The organism is Nonomuraea sp. NPDC003709 (assembly GCF_040610775.1).
In the GTDB taxonomy this organism is placed as follows: domain Bacteria; phylum Actinomycetota; class Actinomycetes; order Streptosporangiales; family Streptosporangiaceae; genus Nonomuraea; species Nonomuraea angiospora_A.
On record NZ_JBEXMW010000007.1, the window covers coordinates 511,802 to 530,398 of the forward strand.

General features: G+C 71.3%; 17 protein-coding genes. 9 read left to right on the plus strand and 8 right to left on the minus strand.

Translation table 11 applies throughout. The features are described from left to right. Positions 1-7 precede the first annotated feature (7 nt). Positions 8-529, minus strand: coding sequence for a SigE family RNA polymerase sigma factor (locus tag ABZX61_RS24230; protein ID WP_355197763.1), 522 nt, complete (start codon positions 527-529; stop codon positions 8-10). A 193-nt stretch (positions 530-722) separates the two neighbouring features. Between ABZX61_RS24230 and trpB the strand changes: the two genes are divergently transcribed. The 4 genes from trpB to ABZX61_RS24250 all read left to right on the plus strand — a co-directional run bounded on the left by trpB (position 723) and on the right by ABZX61_RS24250 (position 4,461). Then, positions 723-1,916, plus strand: a complete 1,194-nt coding sequence (trpB, locus tag ABZX61_RS24235; protein WP_355197765.1) for a tryptophan synthase subunit beta — start codon at positions 723-725, stop codon at positions 1,914-1,916. Continuing rightward, a complete protein-coding gene (trpA, locus tag ABZX61_RS24240) occupies positions 1,913-2,749 on the plus strand; it encodes a tryptophan synthase subunit alpha (protein WP_355197767.1) in 837 nt (278 codons plus the stop codon). Before trpB ends, trpA begins: the two co-directional genes overlap by 4 nt. Then, positions 2,707-3,462: a GntR family transcriptional regulator gene (locus ABZX61_RS24245; RefSeq protein ID WP_355197769.1), complete on the plus strand. Its 756-nt coding sequence runs from the start codon at positions 2,707-2,709 to the stop codon at positions 3,460-3,462. The genes trpA and ABZX61_RS24245 overlap by 43 nt, the downstream gene beginning before the upstream one ends. Positions 3,463-3,603: 141 nt before the next feature. After that, positions 3,604-4,461: a hypothetical protein gene (locus ABZX61_RS24250; protein WP_355197771.1), complete on the plus strand. Its 858-nt coding sequence runs from the start codon at positions 3,604-3,606 to the stop codon at positions 4,459-4,461. A 9-nt stretch (positions 4,462-4,470) separates the two neighbouring features. On the opposite strand, the gene ABZX61_RS24255 is transcribed toward ABZX61_RS24250, so the two are convergent. Continuing rightward, positions 4,471-5,850, minus strand: coding sequence for an aminotransferase class V-fold PLP-dependent enzyme (locus ABZX61_RS24255; RefSeq protein ID WP_355197773.1), 1,380 nt, complete (start codon positions 5,848-5,850; stop codon positions 4,471-4,473). A gap of 42 nt (positions 5,851-5,892) precedes the next feature. Next, the gene (locus ABZX61_RS24260) at positions 5,893-6,711 is read right to left on the minus strand and encodes an AraC family transcriptional regulator (RefSeq protein ID WP_355197775.1); all 819 of its coding nucleotides are present in this window, start codon (positions 6,709-6,711) and stop codon (positions 5,893-5,895) included. Between the two features lie 90 nt (positions 6,712-6,801). Between ABZX61_RS24260 and ABZX61_RS24265 the strand changes: the two genes are divergently transcribed. Further along, a complete protein-coding gene (locus tag ABZX61_RS24265; protein ID WP_355197851.1) occupies positions 6,802-8,055 on the plus strand; it encodes an alpha/beta hydrolase in 1,254 nt (417 codons plus the stop codon). On the opposite strand, the gene ABZX61_RS24270 is transcribed toward ABZX61_RS24265, so the two are convergent. Together ABZX61_RS24270 and ABZX61_RS24275 are read right to left on the minus strand one after the other, a co-directional pair. Continuing rightward, positions 8,029-8,949: a slipin family protein gene (locus tag ABZX61_RS24270; RefSeq protein ID WP_355197777.1), complete on the minus strand. Its 921-nt coding sequence runs from the start codon at positions 8,947-8,949 to the stop codon at positions 8,029-8,031. The two genes, ABZX61_RS24265 and ABZX61_RS24270, sit on opposite strands and share 27 nt — an antisense overlap. Positions 8,950-8,965: 16 nt before the next feature. Further along, entirely contained in the window at positions 8,966-9,967 is a 1,002-nt protein-coding gene (locus ABZX61_RS24275) for a LacI family DNA-binding transcriptional regulator (RefSeq protein WP_350726147.1), read from the minus strand. A gap of 74 nt (positions 9,968-10,041) precedes the next feature. Here ABZX61_RS24275 and ABZX61_RS24280 point away from each other — a divergent pair, with 74 nt between their 5' ends. From ABZX61_RS24280 to ABZX61_RS24295, 4 genes are all read left to right on the plus strand, one after another. Continuing rightward, complete coding sequence (locus ABZX61_RS24280) at positions 10,042-10,980, plus strand: nucleoside hydrolase (protein ID WP_355197779.1); 939 nt, start codon at positions 10,042-10,044, stop codon at positions 10,978-10,980. After that, positions 10,977-11,891, plus strand: coding sequence for an adenosine deaminase (add, locus tag ABZX61_RS24285; RefSeq protein ID WP_355197780.1), 915 nt, complete (start codon positions 10,977-10,979; stop codon positions 11,889-11,891). The genes ABZX61_RS24280 and add overlap by 4 nt, the downstream gene beginning before the upstream one ends. Before the next feature lie 121 nt (positions 11,892-12,012). After that, entirely contained in the window at positions 12,013-14,166 is a 2,154-nt protein-coding gene (locus ABZX61_RS24290; RefSeq protein WP_355197782.1) for a DUF6055 domain-containing protein, read from the plus strand. A 22-nt stretch (positions 14,167-14,188) separates the two neighbouring features. Next, the gene (locus ABZX61_RS24295) at positions 14,189-14,734 is read left to right on the plus strand and encodes a GrpB family protein (protein ID WP_355197784.1); all 546 of its coding nucleotides are present in this window, start codon (positions 14,189-14,191) and stop codon (positions 14,732-14,734) included. Position 14,735: 1 nt separating this feature from the next. Here ABZX61_RS24295 and ABZX61_RS24300 read toward each other — a convergent pair whose 3' ends face one another. The 3 genes from ABZX61_RS24300 to ABZX61_RS24310 all read right to left on the minus strand — a co-directional run bounded on the left by ABZX61_RS24300 (position 14,736) and on the right by ABZX61_RS24310 (position 18,571). Beyond that, positions 14,736-16,076, minus strand: a complete 1,341-nt coding sequence (locus tag ABZX61_RS24300) for an MFS transporter (protein WP_355197786.1) — start codon at positions 16,074-16,076, stop codon at positions 14,736-14,738. Positions 16,077-16,149: 73 nt separating this feature from the next. Then, positions 16,150-17,406: a serine hydrolase domain-containing protein gene (locus tag ABZX61_RS24305; RefSeq protein WP_355197788.1), complete on the minus strand. Its 1,257-nt coding sequence runs from the start codon at positions 17,404-17,406 to the stop codon at positions 16,150-16,152. A 184-nt stretch (positions 17,407-17,590) separates the two neighbouring features. After that, positions 17,591-18,571, minus strand: a complete 981-nt coding sequence (locus ABZX61_RS24310; RefSeq protein ID WP_355197789.1) for a hypothetical protein — start codon at positions 18,569-18,571, stop codon at positions 17,591-17,593. Between the last annotated feature and the right edge of the window lie 26 nt (positions 18,572-18,597).

Consider the following 18,597-nt stretch of genomic DNA (forward strand, 5'->3'; position numbering starts at 1 on the left):
CGGTGTCTCACCGGATCCCACTCCCTTCGTCCTCGGTTCGGTTGACCAGCGTGTCGGGAGAGATCAGCCGCCGCATCGCCTGCAGGCCGCGATGCGTGTGGGTCTTGACCGTCCCCGGTGCGCAGCCCATCAGATCGGCGACCTCGGCTTCCGGCAGGTCGGCGAAGAACCGCAGCACCAGGGCCGTCCGCTGCCTGGCAGGCAGTCGCGCCAGCGCCTGCCGTACGTCCTCGGCCACGGCCCGGGTGTCCCCCACGTCACCGGGACCGGGCAACTCGGGCAACTCGGCGCGCGGGATCTCGCGCCGCCACCGGGCACGCCACCAGGACCGGTACGTGTTGACCAGGATCCGGCGCAGGTAGGCGTCGGGGTCGCTGCTGGTGTCCAGCCGATGCCACACGCGATACAGCTTGCCCAGGCAGGACTGGACCAGATCCTCAGCCGTGTGCCAGTCGCCGGTGAGCAGGACCGCCGTTTTCAGGTGATGGTCTCCCCGGTGCCGCACGAAACTCACGAATTCCGCATCCACCCGCGCTCCTCTCGTCGGTCGTGCCACCTCCTGACACTCCCTGAGGCTCACGTCCGGTTGACGGGAGAGCACCGGAAATATCCCCGCCCGCCCGCGAGCCACGCTCACGTCGGGGACCGGGCGGCGTAGCGCTTCCACGGCATCTGTGCCACAGTTATAGAACAGTCGGCAGAGTTATAGATGGGTGAGGCACATGACGACAGGAGTCCTGGCGACGCGGCCAGGTGTGATGGAGGATCCCGGAGAGCGGGGCAGGTTCGGGGAGTACGGCGGGCTCTACGTGCCGGAGTCGCTGGTCGCGGCCTGCCGGGAGGTGGAGGCGGCCTTCCGGGAGGCCCGGACCGACCCGGCGTTCCGCGAGAGCCTCGCGGAGTCGCTGGCCCTGCACGTGGGGCGGCCCACGCCGCTGACCCCGGCGCGGCGGCTGTCGGCGGAGCTGGGCGTGACCCTGCTGCTCAAGCGGGAGGATCTCGCCCACACCGGCTCCCACAAGATCAATAACGTGCTGGGCCAGGCCCTGCTCGCGCTCCGGATGGGCCGTAAGCGGCTGATCGCCGAGACCGGCGCGGGGCAGCACGGCGTGGCCGTCGCGACCGCCGCCGCGGTGCTGGGGCTGCCGGCGACCGTGTTCATGGGGGAACGGGACGTCGAGCGGCAGGAGCTGAACGTGTTCCGGATGCGCATGCTGGGCACCGAGGTCGTACCGGTCGGCACCGGCAGCCGTACCCTCAAGGACGCCACCAGCGAGGCCATGCGCCACTGGGTGGCGGCGACAGAGGAGGCGTACTACTGCGTCGGCTCGGTCATCGGGCCCAACCCGTACCCGTGGATGGTGCGCGAGTTCCAGCGGGTCATCGGCGACGAGGCGCGCGGGCAGTGCGCCGGGGCGCTCCCGGCCGCCGTGCCCGACTACGTCGTGGCCTGCGTGGGAGGCGGCTCCAACGCGGCGGGCACGTTCGCCGGGTTCGTCGACACCGCCGCCCGGCTGGTCGGGGTGGAGGCGGAGGGCGGTGCCGGGGCGGCCAGGGGCAGCCTCGGCGTGCTGCACGGCTTCCGCTCGCTGTTCCTCCAGGACGACCACGGGCAGATCACCGAGGCGCACTCCATCGCCGCCGGCCTCGACTACCCGGGGGTCGGGCCGGAGCACGCCCACCTGCGCGACCTCGGCCGGGCGCGCTATGTCACGGTCTCCGACGAGGAGGTGGTGGACGCGGCGGTGCGGCTGGCCCGTACCGAGGGCATCGTGCCCGCGCTGGAGTCGGCGCACGCGGTCGCGTGGGTGATCCGCGCGGCGCGTACGGGCGAGCTGCCGCCGGGTGCGACGGTCCTGCTCACCCTGTCCGGCAGGGGCGACAAGGACATCTCGACCCTGAAGGAGCTGGTATGAGCACCGGCCTGCTCGAAAGCCCGCTGCGCGCCCGGCGCGACGGCGGTCACAAGCTGCTCATGCCGTACGTGACCGGCGGCATCGCCCCCGGCTGGACCGGCTACCTGCGGGCGTTCGCCGCCGCCGGCGCGGACGCGATCGAGCTCGGCCTGCCGTTCTCCGACCCGACGCTCGACGGCGCCACCATCCAGGAGGCGTCGGACGCGGCGCTGGCCCGGGGCGCGACGGCCCACGGCATCCTGGCCGAGGTCGCCGAGCTGCGCCTGGACGTGCCGCTGGTCGCCAGCACCTACTACAACCTGGTGCTGCGCGACGGGCCCGCGGAGTTCTGCCGGGCGCTGCGCCGGGCGGGGGTCGCCGGGCTCATCGTGCCCGACCTGCCGCTGGACGAGGCCGGCGAGCTGGCGGACGCGGCCGCCGCCACCGGCGTCGACCTGGTCCTGCTCGCCTCCCCCGCGACTCCGCGGCGACGGCTGGACGAGATCGCGCGCCGCAGCCGGGGCTTCGTCTACGCCGTCTCGGTGATGGGCACCACCGGCGAGCGGGCCGCGCTCGCCGAGCCCGCCGCGGCCCTCACCGAACAGATCAAGCAGGGCAGCGACCGGCCGGTCTTGCTAGGATTTGGCATTTCCACGCCGGAACAGGCCGTGGAAGCCACCCGGCGCGCCGACGGTGTCGTCATCGGTGCCGCGATCATGCGCCGGATCCTCGACGGGGCGGCGCCGGACGACGTCGGCGCCTACCTGACGGGCCTGCGGCGGGCCCTTGACCAGGAGCGTGACGAAACACGATGGCCCGCGACGCCGGACACGAGGCGAGGTACCGCGCCATAGCCGCCGACCTCGCCGCGAAGATCCGGTCGGGACATTACGCCCCCGGCGCGGCGCTGCCGCCCCAACGCGAGCTGAGCGCCTCGTACGGGGTCACCCTGATGACCCTCCGCCAGGCGCTCCGGCAGCTCAGCGACGAAGGGCTGATCGTGCAGCAGGCCGGCCGGGGCACGTTCGTGTCCCCGCCGCACCTGGCCTACCAGCTGGGCTCCCTGCAGAGCCTCGCCGACGACCTCAGGAAGCAGGGCCACGAGGTACGCACGGTCGTGCTCGGGCGTTCGCTGCGCCGGGTCCCGGCCGGGGTCGCCACGCAGCTGCGCACCGCTCCCGGCGAGAGCGCGCTGCGGCTGGAACGGGTGCGCGAGTTCGCCGGCCGCCCCGCGATCCACCAGGTCTCCTGGATCCGGCGGCCGGCGGCCGAGCAGATCCGCGATCGCGACTTCACCGCCGTCTCCCTCTACGGCGCCCTCGCCGACTGCGGCGTGGCGGTGGCGCGCGCTTCGGAGAAGATCCGGCCCGGCCGGCTCGACCCGGCCGTCGCGGCGCACCTCGGGGAGCCGCCCGGCAGCCCGGTCTTCCTCAGCGAGCGGATCACGTACGCGCTCGACGCCACCGCGCTGGTCGCCGACCACGCCACCATCCTGGGCAGCATGATGGAGATCCGCACAGAACGGGCCGCCACCGGCCTCTCCCTCACCTGGGGCCCGAGCACCTGACCCCCACGCGCAAGGCCGCCCAGGTAGATCTTGGTCAATGTTTTCGATCTACGTCGGCCCAGGTCAGCGTGTCATTCGCCGGGAAAGACCGATAGGCTGCGATGTTGGCGCTCCAGGTCTCACCCGGTGTTGGAGCGAAAAATGATCAATCTCGGCTTCGTCGGGCCCAGCCGTCCCGCCAATGACTACAAGCTCACCGATGTGGTCGACGGTGACACCCCGAAGATCGAAATGTCGGTCCGCATGGTGTCCATCGACACCCCGGAAACCCACTTCGGGGGCACCCCGGTCACAGCCCAGGCCGCGCTCGATCGCACCAAGGCCCGCCTGCAGGACGGAACGTACGACGCCATCCCCGAGCATCTACGCGAATACCTCATCTCGCGCATCACCCCGAACGCCGCGGACCACCACATGACCGCCGGCCAGCTGGCGGCCGAGGCGCACAAGACCATGGTGAAGACCCGCCTGACCCGCCCGGACGGCACCCAGCGCAAGCTGGCCGTCGTCGCCACCGGCGAGCTCGTCGAGAACCACGGCCGCCTGCTGGCCTACACCGCGCCCTGGTTCGCCGGCGGGACGTCGGACCCGATGCCGCCCCGCGACGACCCGCAGCGCCGCACCTTCAACCTCGACCTGCTGTCCCTCGGATGGGCCGCCAGCTTCCTCATCTACCCCTCCATCCCGCCCTCGTTCGACCTGAACCTGATGCTCGACGAGGCCGAGGTGGCCTGGCAGCAGAAGCGCGGCGCGTGGGCGCAGTTCGGCCCGGAGCTGCTGCTGGGTTACGAGTACCGGGCCTGCGTCAAGCTCGGCACCAAGGACCTGAAGAACCCCGCGGAGGCCGTCGCGAACGCCTACGAGCGCGTGTGCGTGGACCTGCGCACCCTGACCGAGGTCGGCCTGTTCGGCTACCACCAGGTCCCGCCGCCGAACCGGCTGTGGATCTGGAAGAAGGACCTGGAGCAGGCCCGCAAGGACCTGCCCATCAAGCACTAGGCCCGTCGCTCACGCCGCCGTGCCGATGATGCCCAGGGCCTCCTCGACGCGGTCGGCGTGGGTGCGGAAGCTGAGCACGCACAGGCGCAGGAAGAACCGCCCGTCGACGGTGGTGCTGCTCAGGAACACGCGCCGGGTGTCGTTGACGTCCGCCAGGAGCCGCCGGTTGCGCTCGTCCGTGCCGCGCAGCCGGAAGAGCACGACCGTCAGGTCCGGCCGCCACGGCACCTCGAAGCGCGGGTCCTGGGCCAGCCGGCGGTGGACGTGGCCGGCGAGGTCGAGCTTCTCGTCCAGCTCCCGCTCGAAGGCGCCCACGCCGTGCAGGTGCAGCGGCAGCCACAGCCGCAGGCCGCGGAACTCCCTGGTCAGCTCCACCCCGAGATGCCCGTAGTCGGGCAGGCCGTCCAGCGCCCGCAGGTCCTGAAGGTACCGGCCGTCGGCCGCGTGGGCGGCGTGGAGCACGGCCGGGTCGCGTACCAGCAGCAGGCCGGTGCCGTACGGGAGGAAGAGGCTCTTGTGCGGGTCCAGCACGATCGAGTCGGCGGCCTCGATCCCGGCGAGCCGGGTCCGGCCGCGTTCGGTGAGCTGGAAGCCGCCGCCGTAGGCCGCGTCCACGTGGAACCAGAGCCCTTCGCGGCGGGCCAGTTCGCCCAGCTCGGGCAAGGGATCGACGGTGCCGGAGCTGGTGGTTCCGGCGGTGGCGACCAGCAGGAACGGGTGCAGTCCCGCCGCGCGGTCGTCGGCGATCATCCTGGCCGCCGCCGCGACGTCCATGCGCAGGTCCGCGGTGGCGGGCACGACGCGGATCCGCTCCGGAGACAGGCCCGCGATGCGGGCGGCCTTGGCGACGCAGTAGTGCGTGTGCTCGGTCACGTACAACGTGCCGTCGCCGGGGCGGCCGTGCCGGGCGGCGAGCAACGCCGACAACGTGGCCGGCGAGCCACCCGTCGTGACCAGCCCGCCCGCGCCCGCGGGCAGGCCGAAGCGGTCGCAGAACCAGGTCAGCACCCCGTGTTCCATGGCGACCAGGGCGGGTGACATCTGGGCCACGCCGGTGAAGCGGTTGGCGGTCTGGGCGAGCAGCTCCGCCAGCGCCGCGGTGACCAGCCCGCCCGCCGGGAAGTAGGCGAGATAGCCGGGCCCCGCCGTGTTCACGCCTTGCCCGGCCGCCTGGCGGAACGTCTCCAGGAGCGCGCCGAAGTCGCCGGGGCCGTCGGCAGGCGGCCGGAGCAGCGCGGTGGCCGGCCGGTCCGCCTGCCCGTAGTCGCTCGCGGGCGCCGAGTCCAGCTCGGCGACCCAGTCGGCCAGGAAGTCCACCGCCTGGCGGCCCAGCCGGGCGACGGCGGATCGGTCGAGTTCGAGGGGAAGAGCACTTTCGTCGGTCGTCACGCGAGGCACCGTAGACCGGTGGCGGACGTCAAGGATTGGACGTTATTGCACCCCGCGCTGGTAGGCGCGGGGCGGGACGCCGACGAGGCTCCGGAAGTGCCGCGAAAGGTGCGACTGATCGCAGAACCCCACCGCCACCGCGGCCTCGGCCGGCGGCGTGCCCTGTCGCAGCAGCTCGCGGGCCTTCGCGACGCGCAACTGGGTCACGTACGCGTGCGGCGGCATACCGTACGCGCGCCGGAACGAGCGCAACAGCGCGAACGGCGTGACCCCGGCGGCGGCGGCCAGCTCGTTCAGGCCGGGCGGGTCCGGCATGGTCGCGTGCAGCAGGTCGCGGATCCGGGCCATGCTCCTCCGCCCGGCCGAGCGGGCCGGGCGCCTCGGGAGTCGCGTGCCGTACGCGCCGAGCACGAGGGTCAGCAGTGCGTGCAGCTGGGAGTCGGCGGCCAGCGACGGGCCGGACTCCGCCGCGCGATGGGCCGCCGTCACCCGCCGGGCCACCCGTACGTCGGACACCACCCTCCGGTCGAACGACGGGATCCCAGCGGGCAGGCCGAACTCGTCCGCGACCTCCCGCACCTGCTCGACGCTCGGATACAGCACCCGGTACGTCCACCCGTCGGCGGTCGGGGGCTCGCCGGTGTGGACGATGCCGGGCTCGATCAGCACGACGTCGTCCATGCCCGCGTACTCGACGCCGTCGGCGAAACGGATCTCCTCCAGGCCCGCCTCCAGCGTCCCGATCGCGTACGTCTCATGGCTGTGCCGGGCGAACCGGCGCCGAACGAAACGCGCCCGCATCAGATCCAGGCCGCCGAGACCGCGATAACGCCAATAGCTGGCGAACTCCGCAGATGCCATGGCGTCCTCCCCGTCAGGTCCAGAGTAGGCATTTTCCTACGATCTCATCCTGTGCTACCTTTCGCATAAATCGAGAAAGGTTGAGACGTGATGGCAGCCGACCCGGCGGCGACCGCCACGACGGTCGTCGAGATGGCCCGCGAGGGACGCTTCACGGAAATCGAGGGCCTGTTCGCGGGGCCGCTGCGGGCGCAGGTGTCCGCCCAGGCGCTGCGGGCCGCCTGGGCCGCCGAGATCGGGCCCGTCTCCACCGTCGGGGAGCCGGCCTGCGAGCCGATCCGGGCGGGGCTGGTCCGGGTGAGCGTTCCGGTGACGTGCGAGCGCGGAGGGCTCGCGGTCGTCATGTCGGTGGACGACGCCGGCCTGCTGAACGGCCTGCGCCTCGCGCCCTTGGACGCCGCGGTGTGGGAGCCGCCGGCCTACGCCCGCCCGGAGCGGTTCGAGGAGCACGAGGTCACCGTCGGCTCCGGCCCACTGGCCGTGCCCGGGACGCTGAGCCTGCCGCGCGGTCCAGGCCCGTGGCCCGGTGTGGTGCTGCTCAGCGGCGGCGGGCCGTTCGACCGCGACGCCACCAGCGGGCCGAACAAGCCGCTCAAGGATCTGGCCTGGGGCCTGGCGAGCCGGGGTGTGGCGGTGCTGCGCTACGACAAAGTCACCCACGTCCACGCCGACCGGCTGGCCGGCGACTTCACGATGGCCGACGAGTACGTCCCGCACACGGTCGCCGCCGTCCACCTGCTCCGGCGGCGACCGGAGGTGGACCCCGGGCGGGTCTTCGTCCTCGGCCACAGCATGGGCGGCAAGGCGGCCCCGCGGATCGCCGCCGCCGAGCCGTCGGTGGCCGGTCTGGTGATCATGGCCGGTGACGCCCAGCCGATGCACGAGGCGGCCGTACGCGTCGTCCGCTACCTCGCCTCGGTGAATCCCGACTGGCAGGCGGCGGTCGAGATGATCACCCGGCAGGCCGCCACGGTCGCCGGCCCGGATCTGTCGCCCGCCACGCCGGCCGAGGACCTGCCGTTCGGCTTCTCCGGCGCGTACTGGCTGGACATGCGCGGCTACGACCCCGTGGCGACCGCGGCGGCGCTGGACAAGCCGATGCTCATCCTCCAGGGCGGCCGCGACTACCAGGTGACCGTCGACGACGACCTGGCGCGGTGGCGGGCCGGGCTCGCGCACCGGCCGGACGTCACGTTCCGCGTCCACGACGCCGGCAACCACCTGTTCTTCCCCGGCGCGGGCCCCTCGACCCCGGCGGAGTACGAGCCGCCCCAGCACGTCGATCCGGCCGTGGTCGCCGACATCGCCGAGTGGCTCTCACCGGGTCAGCGGGAGATCACCTGACTTCTGTCCGGTCTCAAGGGCCGACTCGCTCTCGCTCCGCTGCGCCGGCAGCTCGGGAACGCCCTCCTCCTCCGTGAGCGCGGGCCGCTCGGGCCGCACCCGTTCGGAGCCGACCGTAGCGGGCTCGGCCGGTGCGGCGTTCTGCGTCGCCCGTTCGAAGAAGCGCAGCAGCTCGACCGGTAGCGGCATGATCAGCGTGGAGTTCTTCTCCGCGGCGACCTCCACCACGGTCTGCAGCAGGCGCAGCTGCAGCGCGCCCGGCGTCTGGGCCATGATGCCCGAGGCGTCGGCCAGCTTGCTCGCGGCCTGCAACTCGCCGTCGGCGACGATCACCCTGGAGCGCCGCTCGCGCTCCGCCTCGGCCTGGCGGGCGATCGACCGCTTCATGGCCTCGGGCAGCTGCACGTCCTTGATCTCCACGCGGTCGATGTGGATGCCCCAGCCGAGCGCCGGACTGTCGATCATGAGCGCGAGGCCCCTGTTCAGCTCCTCGCGGTTGGTCAGCAGGTCGTCCAGCTCGCTCTTGCCGATGATGGACCGCAGCGAGGTCTGCGCCACCTGCTCGACGGCGAACAGGTAGTTCTGCACCTCGATCGCGGCCCGCATCGGGTCCTGCACCCGGAAGTAGGCGACGGCGTCGACCCGTACGGAGATGTTGTCCCTGGTGATGCCCTCCTGCGTGGGGATCGGCATCGTGACGATCTGGACGTTGACCTTCCGCATGCGGTCGACCCCGGGGATCAGGAACCTCAGGCCCGGGTCGCGGATCTGCTGTTGTGCCCGGCCGAAGCGGAAGACGATGCCGCGTTCGACCTGGTTGACGACTCTCACCCCGGTGACCATCACCAAGAAGATGAAGAAGGCGATGACTCCGAGCAGGATGTTGATGTCCATGGACCTATCCCTTCTCTTACGAGAGTAGGTCCAGATCTCCTCCTCCGCAGCCGCAGCTGCGCCGCGGGATCAGGGCGGCGCGAGTGGCGAGCGGGGCGGCCGCCTCGTCGAACAGCAGGGCGACGGCCTGCTCGGCCATGGCCTGGAGCGGCTGCTCGGTCACCGTGAGCGCCGGAGCGGTGTGTGCGCTCTCCGGGGTCCCGTCGAGGCTGATCACGGCCAGCCGGTCGGGGACGGCGACGCCGCGGGCCCAGGCGCCGGACAGGACCCCGATGGCCTGCTCGTCCGTGGCCGTGACCAGGGCAGGTGGCAGGGTGCCCGCGTCGGCGAGGCTGCGGGTCAAGGCGTCCGCGGCGGCCCGCGAGTAGTCGCAGCGCAGGAGCGCGGCGCCGGGGTCGCCGGCGACGGCCGCGTGCCAGGCCGCCCGCCGCACGCCCACGGGCCCCTCGTCGTCGGGGCCGGCCAGGAAGGCGATGTGCCGGTGCCCGTGCCCGCGCAGGTGCGCGACCGCCTCCCGTACCGCGTCTTGGTTGTCGGCCGCCGCCACGGGCGCGCCCGGAGGCCCGTTGTGGACGTAGACGGCGGGTACGCCGGCCGCCTCGGCCATCTCGGCCACGTCGCCCACAGAGTCGGCCGAGACGATCACCAGCCCGTCGACCTGGGCGGCCAGGAAACGTTCGACGAGATGCCGCTGGCGCTGCGCCGAGTAGCCGGCGTTGCCGACCAGCGTGAGCAGGTCGCGGCCCTCGAGCGCCCGCTCGACGTGCCTGGCCAAGGCCCCGAAGTAGGGGTTGGACGCGTCGGCCAGCACCAGCCCGGCCACGCCCGTGGTGCGCGAGCGCAGCGCGCGGGCGATGCGGTTGGGCCGGTAGCCGAGCTCGGCCGCCGCGGCCAGGACCCGCTCGCGGGTGGCGGCGGCCACGGGCCGGGGCCCGTTGTTCATCACATAGCTGACCACCGCCGTCGAGGTCCCCGCTCGGCGGGCCACGTCGGCCAGAGTGCTCGGACGTTTCCTCATGGCGGTTTACATTCTCTCATCTAATCGATTAGATATGCACGTGGCAGTTCTAAACGATTAGACAAGAGGTGACCGTGCTGCCCTTGATCGTCGACACCGACACCGGCTCGGATGACGCCGTGGCGCTGCTGCTGGCCGCCGCCAGCGGCCTGGCCGACGTACGTGCGGTGACGACGGTGGCGGGCAACGTACCCCTGGCGACCGCCACCCGCAACGCGCTCATCTCCCTGGAGACGGCCGGCCGCCCGGAGATCCCCGTCCACGAGGGCTGCGCGAGCCCCATGACCCGCCCGCTGTCCACCGCCCAGCACGTGCACGGCCAGGACGGGATGGGCGATCTGGGCCTCCCCGACCCCCTGCGGGCCGCCGAGCGGGAGCACGCCGTGGACGTCCTGCTGACCGCGCCCCGCCACCTCCCCGGCGAGCTGACGCTGGTCACCCTGGGGCCGCTCACCAACCTCGCCGCCGCCCTGCTCCGCGACCGCGACCTGCTCTCCCGGTACCGGCACGTGTACTGCATGGCCGGCGCCGCGGACCTGTGGGGCAACGTCTCGGCCACCGCCGAGTTCAACGTGTGGGCCGACCCCGAGGCCGCCCGCGTGGTGCTCCAGGCCGCCACGCCGGACCAGGTGACCTGGATCGGCTGGGACGTCTCGCGCCGGGATGCCGTGATGACCCCGGCGGACCAGCTCCGGCTGGAGCAGCTCGGCACCCCCATGGCCACCTTCGCCCACCGCGTCAACCGCACAGTCGCCGAGTGGGCCCGTGACGTCACCGGCCTGTCCGGCTACGACCTGCCCGACCCCGTCGCCATGGCCGTGGCGCTCCGGCCCGAGCTGGCCGTCGAGCGGGAGCGGGCGTACGTGGACGTCGCGCTCGGCGACGAGACCCGCGGCCAGCTCATCATCGACCGCCGCCGCTCGGCCCCCGCCCCGAACCTGACACTGGTGCGGCGGGTGGACGAGACCGCTTTCAAGCAACTGCTCTTCGACACCTGTGAGGGACCGCGATGAACCAGCGTTACGAGTTGCACTGCCACCTCGACGGATCGGTACGCCCGAGCACGATCGCCGATCTCGCGCGCCGCCAGGGCATCACCCTGGAAGCCCCCGTCGAGCAGTTGGTGACGGCACCCGCCGGGTGCGGCAGCCTGGGCCGGTTCCTGACGTACATCGAGGTGCCCCTCCAGGTGCTGCAGACGCCCGACGCGCTGAGCAGGGCCGCCCGCGAGCTGGTGGAGGACTGGAGCGCGGACGGCGTGGTCTACGGCGAGGCGCGCTTCGCGCCGCAGCAGCACGGCCGCCAGGGCATGACCATCGACGAGGCGGTCGAGGCCGTCGCCGAGGGCCTGGCGGCGGGCGAGGCGGCGACGGGAGTGCGTACCGGGCTGCTGCTGTGCTGCCTGCGGCACCAGACGCCGGAGCAGAGCCTGGCCGTCGCCGAGACGGCGCTGCGGCACCGCGACAAGGTGGCCGGGCTCGACCTGGCCGGCGACGAGCTGCGGTACGCGGCCACGCCGCACCGGGCGGCGTTCGACCTCGCCCACGCGGCCGGTCTCCCCTGCACGGTGCACGCCGGCGAGGCGGCGGGCCCGGAGAGCATGTGGGAGGCGATCGACGTGCTCGGCGCCCGCCGGATCGGGCACGGCGTCCGCTGCACCGGCGACTCCGCGCTGCTCGAACGGCTGCGCCGCGACCGGATCTCCCTGGACATGTGCCCGGTCAGCAACGTGCTGACCGGCGCCGTCCCCGGCCTGGCGGAGCACCCCGCGATCCCGCTCCTGGAGGACGGGCTGGCGGTCACGATCAGCACCGACGCGCGTACCACCGCCGGGACCACGCTGGAGCGGGAGTTCGCCGGGTGGACGGCCGGGCAGGAGAAGCTCGCGCAGGCGAACGCGGCGGAGGCGGCCTTTCGGAACTGAAAGTTTCACCGGGTCTTGACAGTCTCTGTTGCGAACCTCAACACTCTATGCCGCTCCAAAATATGTGACATAACGCACGGTGTTAGCGCTAACAAAGAGAGCGGCTCCCGGAGGTTTCCGAATGAGACGATTGCGGGCGGCGACGGTCGCCCTTCTGATGCTCGTCACCGCGTTCCTCACGACCACCCCGGCGGCCACGGCGGCGGCAAAAGCCGTCTTCATCCCCGCGCGGTGGCAGAGCACGGGCGAGGTGCCGTGGGCCGGCGACCGTACGAAGGAGTCCGCGAACTTCATCTTGTTATGGGGCGACCGGTCGGGCACGAACCCCAAGACCGCGCCCTCCCCGTACAACTTCGACCCCGACAACATGCTCAGCCAGCTTGAGACCCTCTACTCCTTCTACGTGAACACCATGAAGTTCACGCCGGAGACCGGGCTGCTGGCCCAGTACAAGATCATCGTCATCGTCACCAGGACGTGGTCGAACGCGCCGCTCGACGCGTGGGCGACGGGCGGCTCGACCGACGGCAAGGTCGGCGTCATCAACATCGCCCCCGCCGCCGCGCTCCCCGGCTCCTGGGGGCTGGCGCACGAGCTGGGGCACGTGTTCCAGAACTACACGTTCCTCGGCAGGTCCGGCTACGGGTTCACGGACCCGAGCGCGGGCACGTTCTGGGAGACGAGCGCCGAGTTCATGGCCATGCAGGTCTACCCGAAGACGGCCGCGGGCGACCTGACGAGGTTCATCCGCACCGAGAACCTCGCCTACAGCAGCAGCCGGCACCACTACGGCAACTGGATGCTGCTGCAGTACATCAAGGACCGCGACGGCCTGGCCATGTTCAACCGCCTGTGGAACGAGGCCAGGAGCAACGAGCACCCGCTGGAGACCTACCGCCGCATCGCCGGCATCGACCAGGCGGAGCTCAACCGGCGGCTGGGTGAGTACGCCCAGCGCAACGTGACGTGGGACTACTCCAACCGCGCCGACTTCATGCCGTTCGTCAACAGCCTGTATCCCTTCGTCACGGCCTACAACGGCGTGGAGGCGCAGGCGGTCAACGCGGCGGCCGGGCACTTCCGCGTCTCCGACGCCATCGCCCCCTCCGACTACGGCTACAACAAGATCCGCCTCGTCCCGAGCAGCGACGGCGCGCTCATCCGGATGCGGTTCAGGGGCCACGTCAACTCCGCGGCCGGATCGGGCTGGTCGTACGGGTTCGTCGCGGTGAAGAATGGCACGCCCCGCTACAGCCCGATCTACAACTCCTCGAACGGCGAGGTGACCTTCCAGACCCAGGCGGGCGAGAAGGACGTCTACCTCGTGGTCGTCGGCGCCCCGAGCGCCGTCCACAAGTACGCCTTCCTCGACGGCTACCCGAAGAACTACCGCTACCCGTACCAGTTCCGCCTGCAGGGCGCCACGCCGTGGGGCTTCGAGCCCGGTCACGTGAAGCCGGCCGCGCCGGGCGGCGGACACTGGCACTCCAACGGCGGCGGCTGGGTGGACAACCGCGCCAACGTGGCCGCCACCGCCTACGTCGGCCCCCGGGCCGCCGTGTACGGCAACAGCACGGTCAGCGGCAACGCCCGCATCGAGGACCTGTCCTGGGTCAACAGCGGCGCGACCGTCGGCGGCAACGCCGTGGTGAAGAACAGCGCGCTGGTCCAGGGCGGCGCCAACCTCGGCGGCAGCGTGGTCGTCGGCGGCGACGCCGAGCCCGCGACGGCCTGCTCCTCGGGCACGTACCTGATGTTCAACCCCGACCGGCGCTGCGACGGCGGCGGTGGCGAGGCGGACGTCAACCCGTCCCACCCGATCTTCAGCGACGACGACCTCGCCTTCGGCGGCGGGGGCGGCAACCCCACGCCGGTCAACCTGGCCTCGAGCGCGACCCCCTCGGCCTCGTACACCTCGCCCTGGGAGAGCGTCGCGGCCGTCAACGACGGCCTCGTGCCCAGCCCGCGCTGGGGCACCTGGCCGGAGACCGGCACCCAGTGGGCCGAGCTGACCTGGTCCTCGACCCAGACGATCAAGTCGGCCGAGGTCTACTTCTTCGACGACGGCGGCGGCGTGCGCGTGCCCGCCTCGTGGAAGCTGCAGTACTGGAACGGCAGCGCGTACGCGGACGTGCCCGGGGCGAGCGCGTACGGGATCACGGCCGGGGCCTACAACCCGGTCACGTTCACCGCTGTCAGCACCACCAGGCTGCGGGTCGTGCTGCAGAGCGGCCAGGGCTCGGTCGGGCTCCTGGAGGTCCGCGCCTTCGGCTGAGGCGACCCTGGATAATCGGCGCATGGCAGACCCCGTCGAGATAGCCGACCACGACCCGGCCTGGCACGAGGAGTTCGCCAGGATCGGTGAGGCCCTGCGCCGGCGGCTCGGCGACGTGGCACCGCGGATCGATCACATCGGATCGACCGCGGTGCCCGGCCTGGCGGCCAAGCCGGTGATCGACGTCCAGGTGTCGGTGCGGTCGTTCGAGCCGCCGGAGGCGTTCAGATCGCCGCTGGAGAGCCTCGGTCTGGTGTACCGGGCGGACAATCCCGACCTGACCAAGCGCTACTTCCGCGAGGCGCCGGGCGAGCGCCGCACGCATGTGCACGTACGCGTGCTGGGCAGCTTCTCCCAGCAGCTCTCCCTGCTCTTCCGCGACTACCTGCGCGCCTACCCTGGGACCGCGGCCGAGTACGCGGCGGTCAAGCGGCGTCTCGCGGCCGAGTTCCGGCACGAGCGGCACCGATACGTCGAGGCGAAGCGGCCGTTCATCTGGGACACGCTCCGCCAGGCCGACGACTGGTCTCAGGTCACCGGCTGGACGCCGGGCCCGAGCGACGCGTGACTCAAGGGCTGGTCTCGGTCTCGCGTACGTCGTCGTACTCGACGGCGTAGTCCTGCTTCGACCGGTCCTTCAAGGCGAACGCCGCAACCACGCTGATCAGCGCACATATCGCCATGTAGACGGCTATGGCGAACGAGCTCTGGTACGTCGCGTACAGCCAGACCGCGATCAGCGGCGCGGGCCCGCCCGCCGTCACCGAGGCCAGCTGGTAGCCGAGCGAGGCCCCGCTGTAGCGCAGCCGCCCGGTGAAGCTCTCGGCGATGAACGTGGCCTGGGGGCCGTACTGGATGTCGTGAATGGGTGCCGCCAGCACGATGGCCAGCAGGACCAGCGAGGGGACGCGGGTGTCCAGCAGCGGCCAGTAGACGAACGACCAGACCACCATGGCCGCGGAGCCGATGATGTAGAGCTTGCGACGCCCCACGATGTCCGAGACGTATCCCCAGAAGGGCACGGTGAACAGCGACACGATCCCGGCGGCGATGACGTACGGGTAGATGTCGCCCGCCTTGAACCCCAGGGTCTTGGTGGCGTACGTGAGGATGAAGACGGTGAAGATGTAGAACGGCGCCTGCTGCCCGGTCCGGAGCAGCGCGCTCAGCACGATCTCCCGCCAGTTCCTGACGATGACCTCGCGTACGGGGACGCGTTCGACCCGGTTCTCCTGGAGGACCTTGGTGAAGACCGGCGTCTCCAGGATGCCGAGCCTGATGTAGAGGCCGACGCCGGCCATCACGATGCTGAGCAGGAACGGGATGCGCCAGCCCCAGTCGGGGTCGAGCGGCTGGAACACCTCGAGGGCCAGGTAGCCGAGCACGAGCCCGACGGGCACCCCGAACTGCGGCCAGCTCCCCAGGAACCCCCGCCGCCCGCCGCGCGACTTCCCCCACTCGGTGGCCAGCAGCACGGACCCGCCCCACTCACCGCCGACGCTGATGCCCTGCAGCAGCCGCAGCACGGTCAGCAGGATGCCGCCCCAGATGCCGATCTGCTCGTATGTCGGCACCAGCCCGACCAGCGCGGTGGCGATGCCCATGCTCACGAGCGTGATGATGAGCGTGGCCTTGCGGCCGATCCGGTCGCCGTAGTGCCCGAAGATCGCCGCCCCGATCGGGCGGGCGGCGAATCCTCCGAAGTAGGTGCCGAGAGACAGGAGCAGGCCCGTGGTCGGGTCGCTCTTGGGGAAGAACAGCTCCGCGAAGATCGTGCTGGCGGCGAAGCCGTAGAGGAAGAAGTCGTACCATTCGATCGAGGTCCCCACGGCGGAGGCGATCACCGCCCGGACCAGTTGCCTTCTCGTCTGCTGCTGACCTGTCGCGTCGAGTCGCTGCTCCTCGGCCATCTACCGCTCCTCGGTAGGTCTTACCTTTCCCGCGACGTTACATGACGCAACATTGGCGGTCACGAGGGTGCTTTCAGAAGTATTTGGGGGCCAGGTCCGTGGTGGGCCACGTCTTCACGGTGCCGATCGCCTCGCCGAGGATGGGGTCGATCGCGTCGAAGTCGGGCGTGCCCTCCTCCTCCCTGCGGTTGAAGATCGCGCAGTAGCTGACGCCGTTCTGCACCCGCGCGAGAAAGCTGTACGTGCCGGGCATGCTGCCGGTGTGCCAGGTGTTCAGCCCGCCGGCGTTGTTGTTGCGCGCGTACCAGCCGAGGCCGTACCAGGAGCCGCCGGCGGTCACGCCGGTCTCGGGCTTGGCGAAGATCCGGGAGATCGACGTGGAGTTGAGCACGGGCCCGGCGGCGTCGAAGACGAAGCCCCACTTGACCAGGTCGACGGCCGAGGCGAGCCAGCCGCCGTTCGCGTCCTGGTTGGGCATGTTGAACCCGCCGTAGGGGTACGGCACGACGGCGCCCGACTGGTCCACGACGCTCTTGTTGGTGTACTTCGAGGCGTAGGTCACCTCGGTGGAGAAGGCCTCGGAGCGGAGGCTGCGGCCGAGCCGCGGCCGGGTGATCCCGGCGGGGGCAAGGAGCTTCTGCCGCACGTACGACTCGTAGCTCATGCCGGAGACCTTCTCGATGATCCGCCCGGCCAGCATGTAGCCGTAGTTGCTGTAGACGAACTTCGTGCCCGGGTCGAAGTCGAGCTTCCTCGCGGTGACGTACTTCATGATGTCGGCGTGGTCGATCGGCAGCGGCGCGTCCAGCGACGCGGAGATCGTGGGGTCGTTCCACAGCGGGTCCTTCGACACGTTCCTGTCCCAGCCGCCGAGGTGCTGGAGCAGGCGCCACAGGGTGACGTTCGCCAGCCGGGGGTCCGCCGTGGTGGACAGCCCCAGCACGGTGGCCACCTTGGTGCCCAGGGTCAGCTTGCCGTCCTGGACCAGCCGGACGATCGCGGCCGCCGTGAGGCTCTTGCTGAGGCTCGCCACCCGGAACAGGGACGTCGGCTGCACCCGCACGATGGGGGCGCCCGTCTTGGAGTAGAACCCGTAGCCGCGCGCGAGCAGGATCTTGCCGTTCTTGGCGACCGCGAGCTGGGCGCAGGAGATGTCCCGTTCCGTGATGAACGTCTTCATCGCCTTGTCGAACCCGGCCATCGCGCTCGGCACGACACCGGTGGTCAGCGGCTCGGCCACGGCGGCCGACGCGGGACGCGCCCCGAGCGCGATCGCCGGCACGGCACCCGCGCCCGCCTGGAGGAGCCGTCGGCGGCTGAGTGTGGTCACATTTCCCCCTATTGTCACAAAAGCCTCAAGAGTAGCCTTCGACGGGCCAGGTGGTCGCGGCGGGCCAAGATGGTCGGCACCGCGCTCAGACGGCCGCCGCAGCGCGGTCTGCAGTGCTCGGGCAACCGCCGCAGCGTGATCGGCAGCGCCTGGGCAGCGGCTGCAGACGCGGACGGCGGCGCGCTCAGGCGGCCTCTGCGGCGCGGAAGGTCTTGAGCGCCTCGGGGCCGAAGTAGGAGCCGTAGCTGGTGGTGCTGTTGCGCAGCGCGTGGGTGGAGATCTGGTAGCCGGTACCAGTGATCTTGTTGAAGCTCTGGAACCACGGACCGCCGCTGGACCCCCCGCCCATGTCGCAGAGGAACGCGTACTTCATCCCGTACGCCGGGGTCACCGAGGCGCCGCTGCAGTACTGCAGCGTCTGTCCACCGTTGCCGTTGCTCGGATAGCCGAGCAGCAGGTTGGACGAGCCGCCGGCGGTGGAGTTGAACCTGAGGCCCTGGCCGCCCACGGTCTGCACGGCCGTCTTGCCCTTCACCGGCTTGACGACCAGCATGCCGAAGTCGAACGGCGGCTGGTGAGCGCCGTCCTTGTAGTAGCCGGACCAGATGAACATCGTCCGCGCCACGAACTTGCCGTACGGTGCCGCGCCGTTCTTGTACGCCGGGACGAAGACCAGGTTGGTGCTCCACCGGCCCTCGCCGTCGATCATCGCGTGCCCGACGGTGACGACGACGTCCCCGTCCGCGCTGGTCACGACGTTGCCGGAGGCCACGAAGTCCTTGCCGTTGCCGCCGGTGCCGAACACCTTGCCCGCCGTCTTGGCGATGAGGCCACCGGACTTCCACGTCCGCTGCTTGGCCGCCGAGGTGACGTACGGGGTGACCCACCGCTTCGTACCGGCCGACGGGGTGGGCGCGATGTCCACCTGTTCCTGCGCCGCGTACGGCGTCGCGCTCCTGGTCGCGCCGCTCCCCGCATCATCGGGGGCGGCAAGCGGCTGGGCGGCCCGCATCCGCTCCGGCGTCCAGTAGTCGTTCCCGGCCGCGAACGTCGTCGGGACCTGACGCGCGAGCGGCGCATCCGCCTCCGGGGGCTCGGCGACGGCGGCGTGGGTACCCAGCCCGAGCATCAAGGTGGTCAAGCCGACGATGGGCAAGGTACGCATGGGACCTCCGTGACAAGCGTGACGGA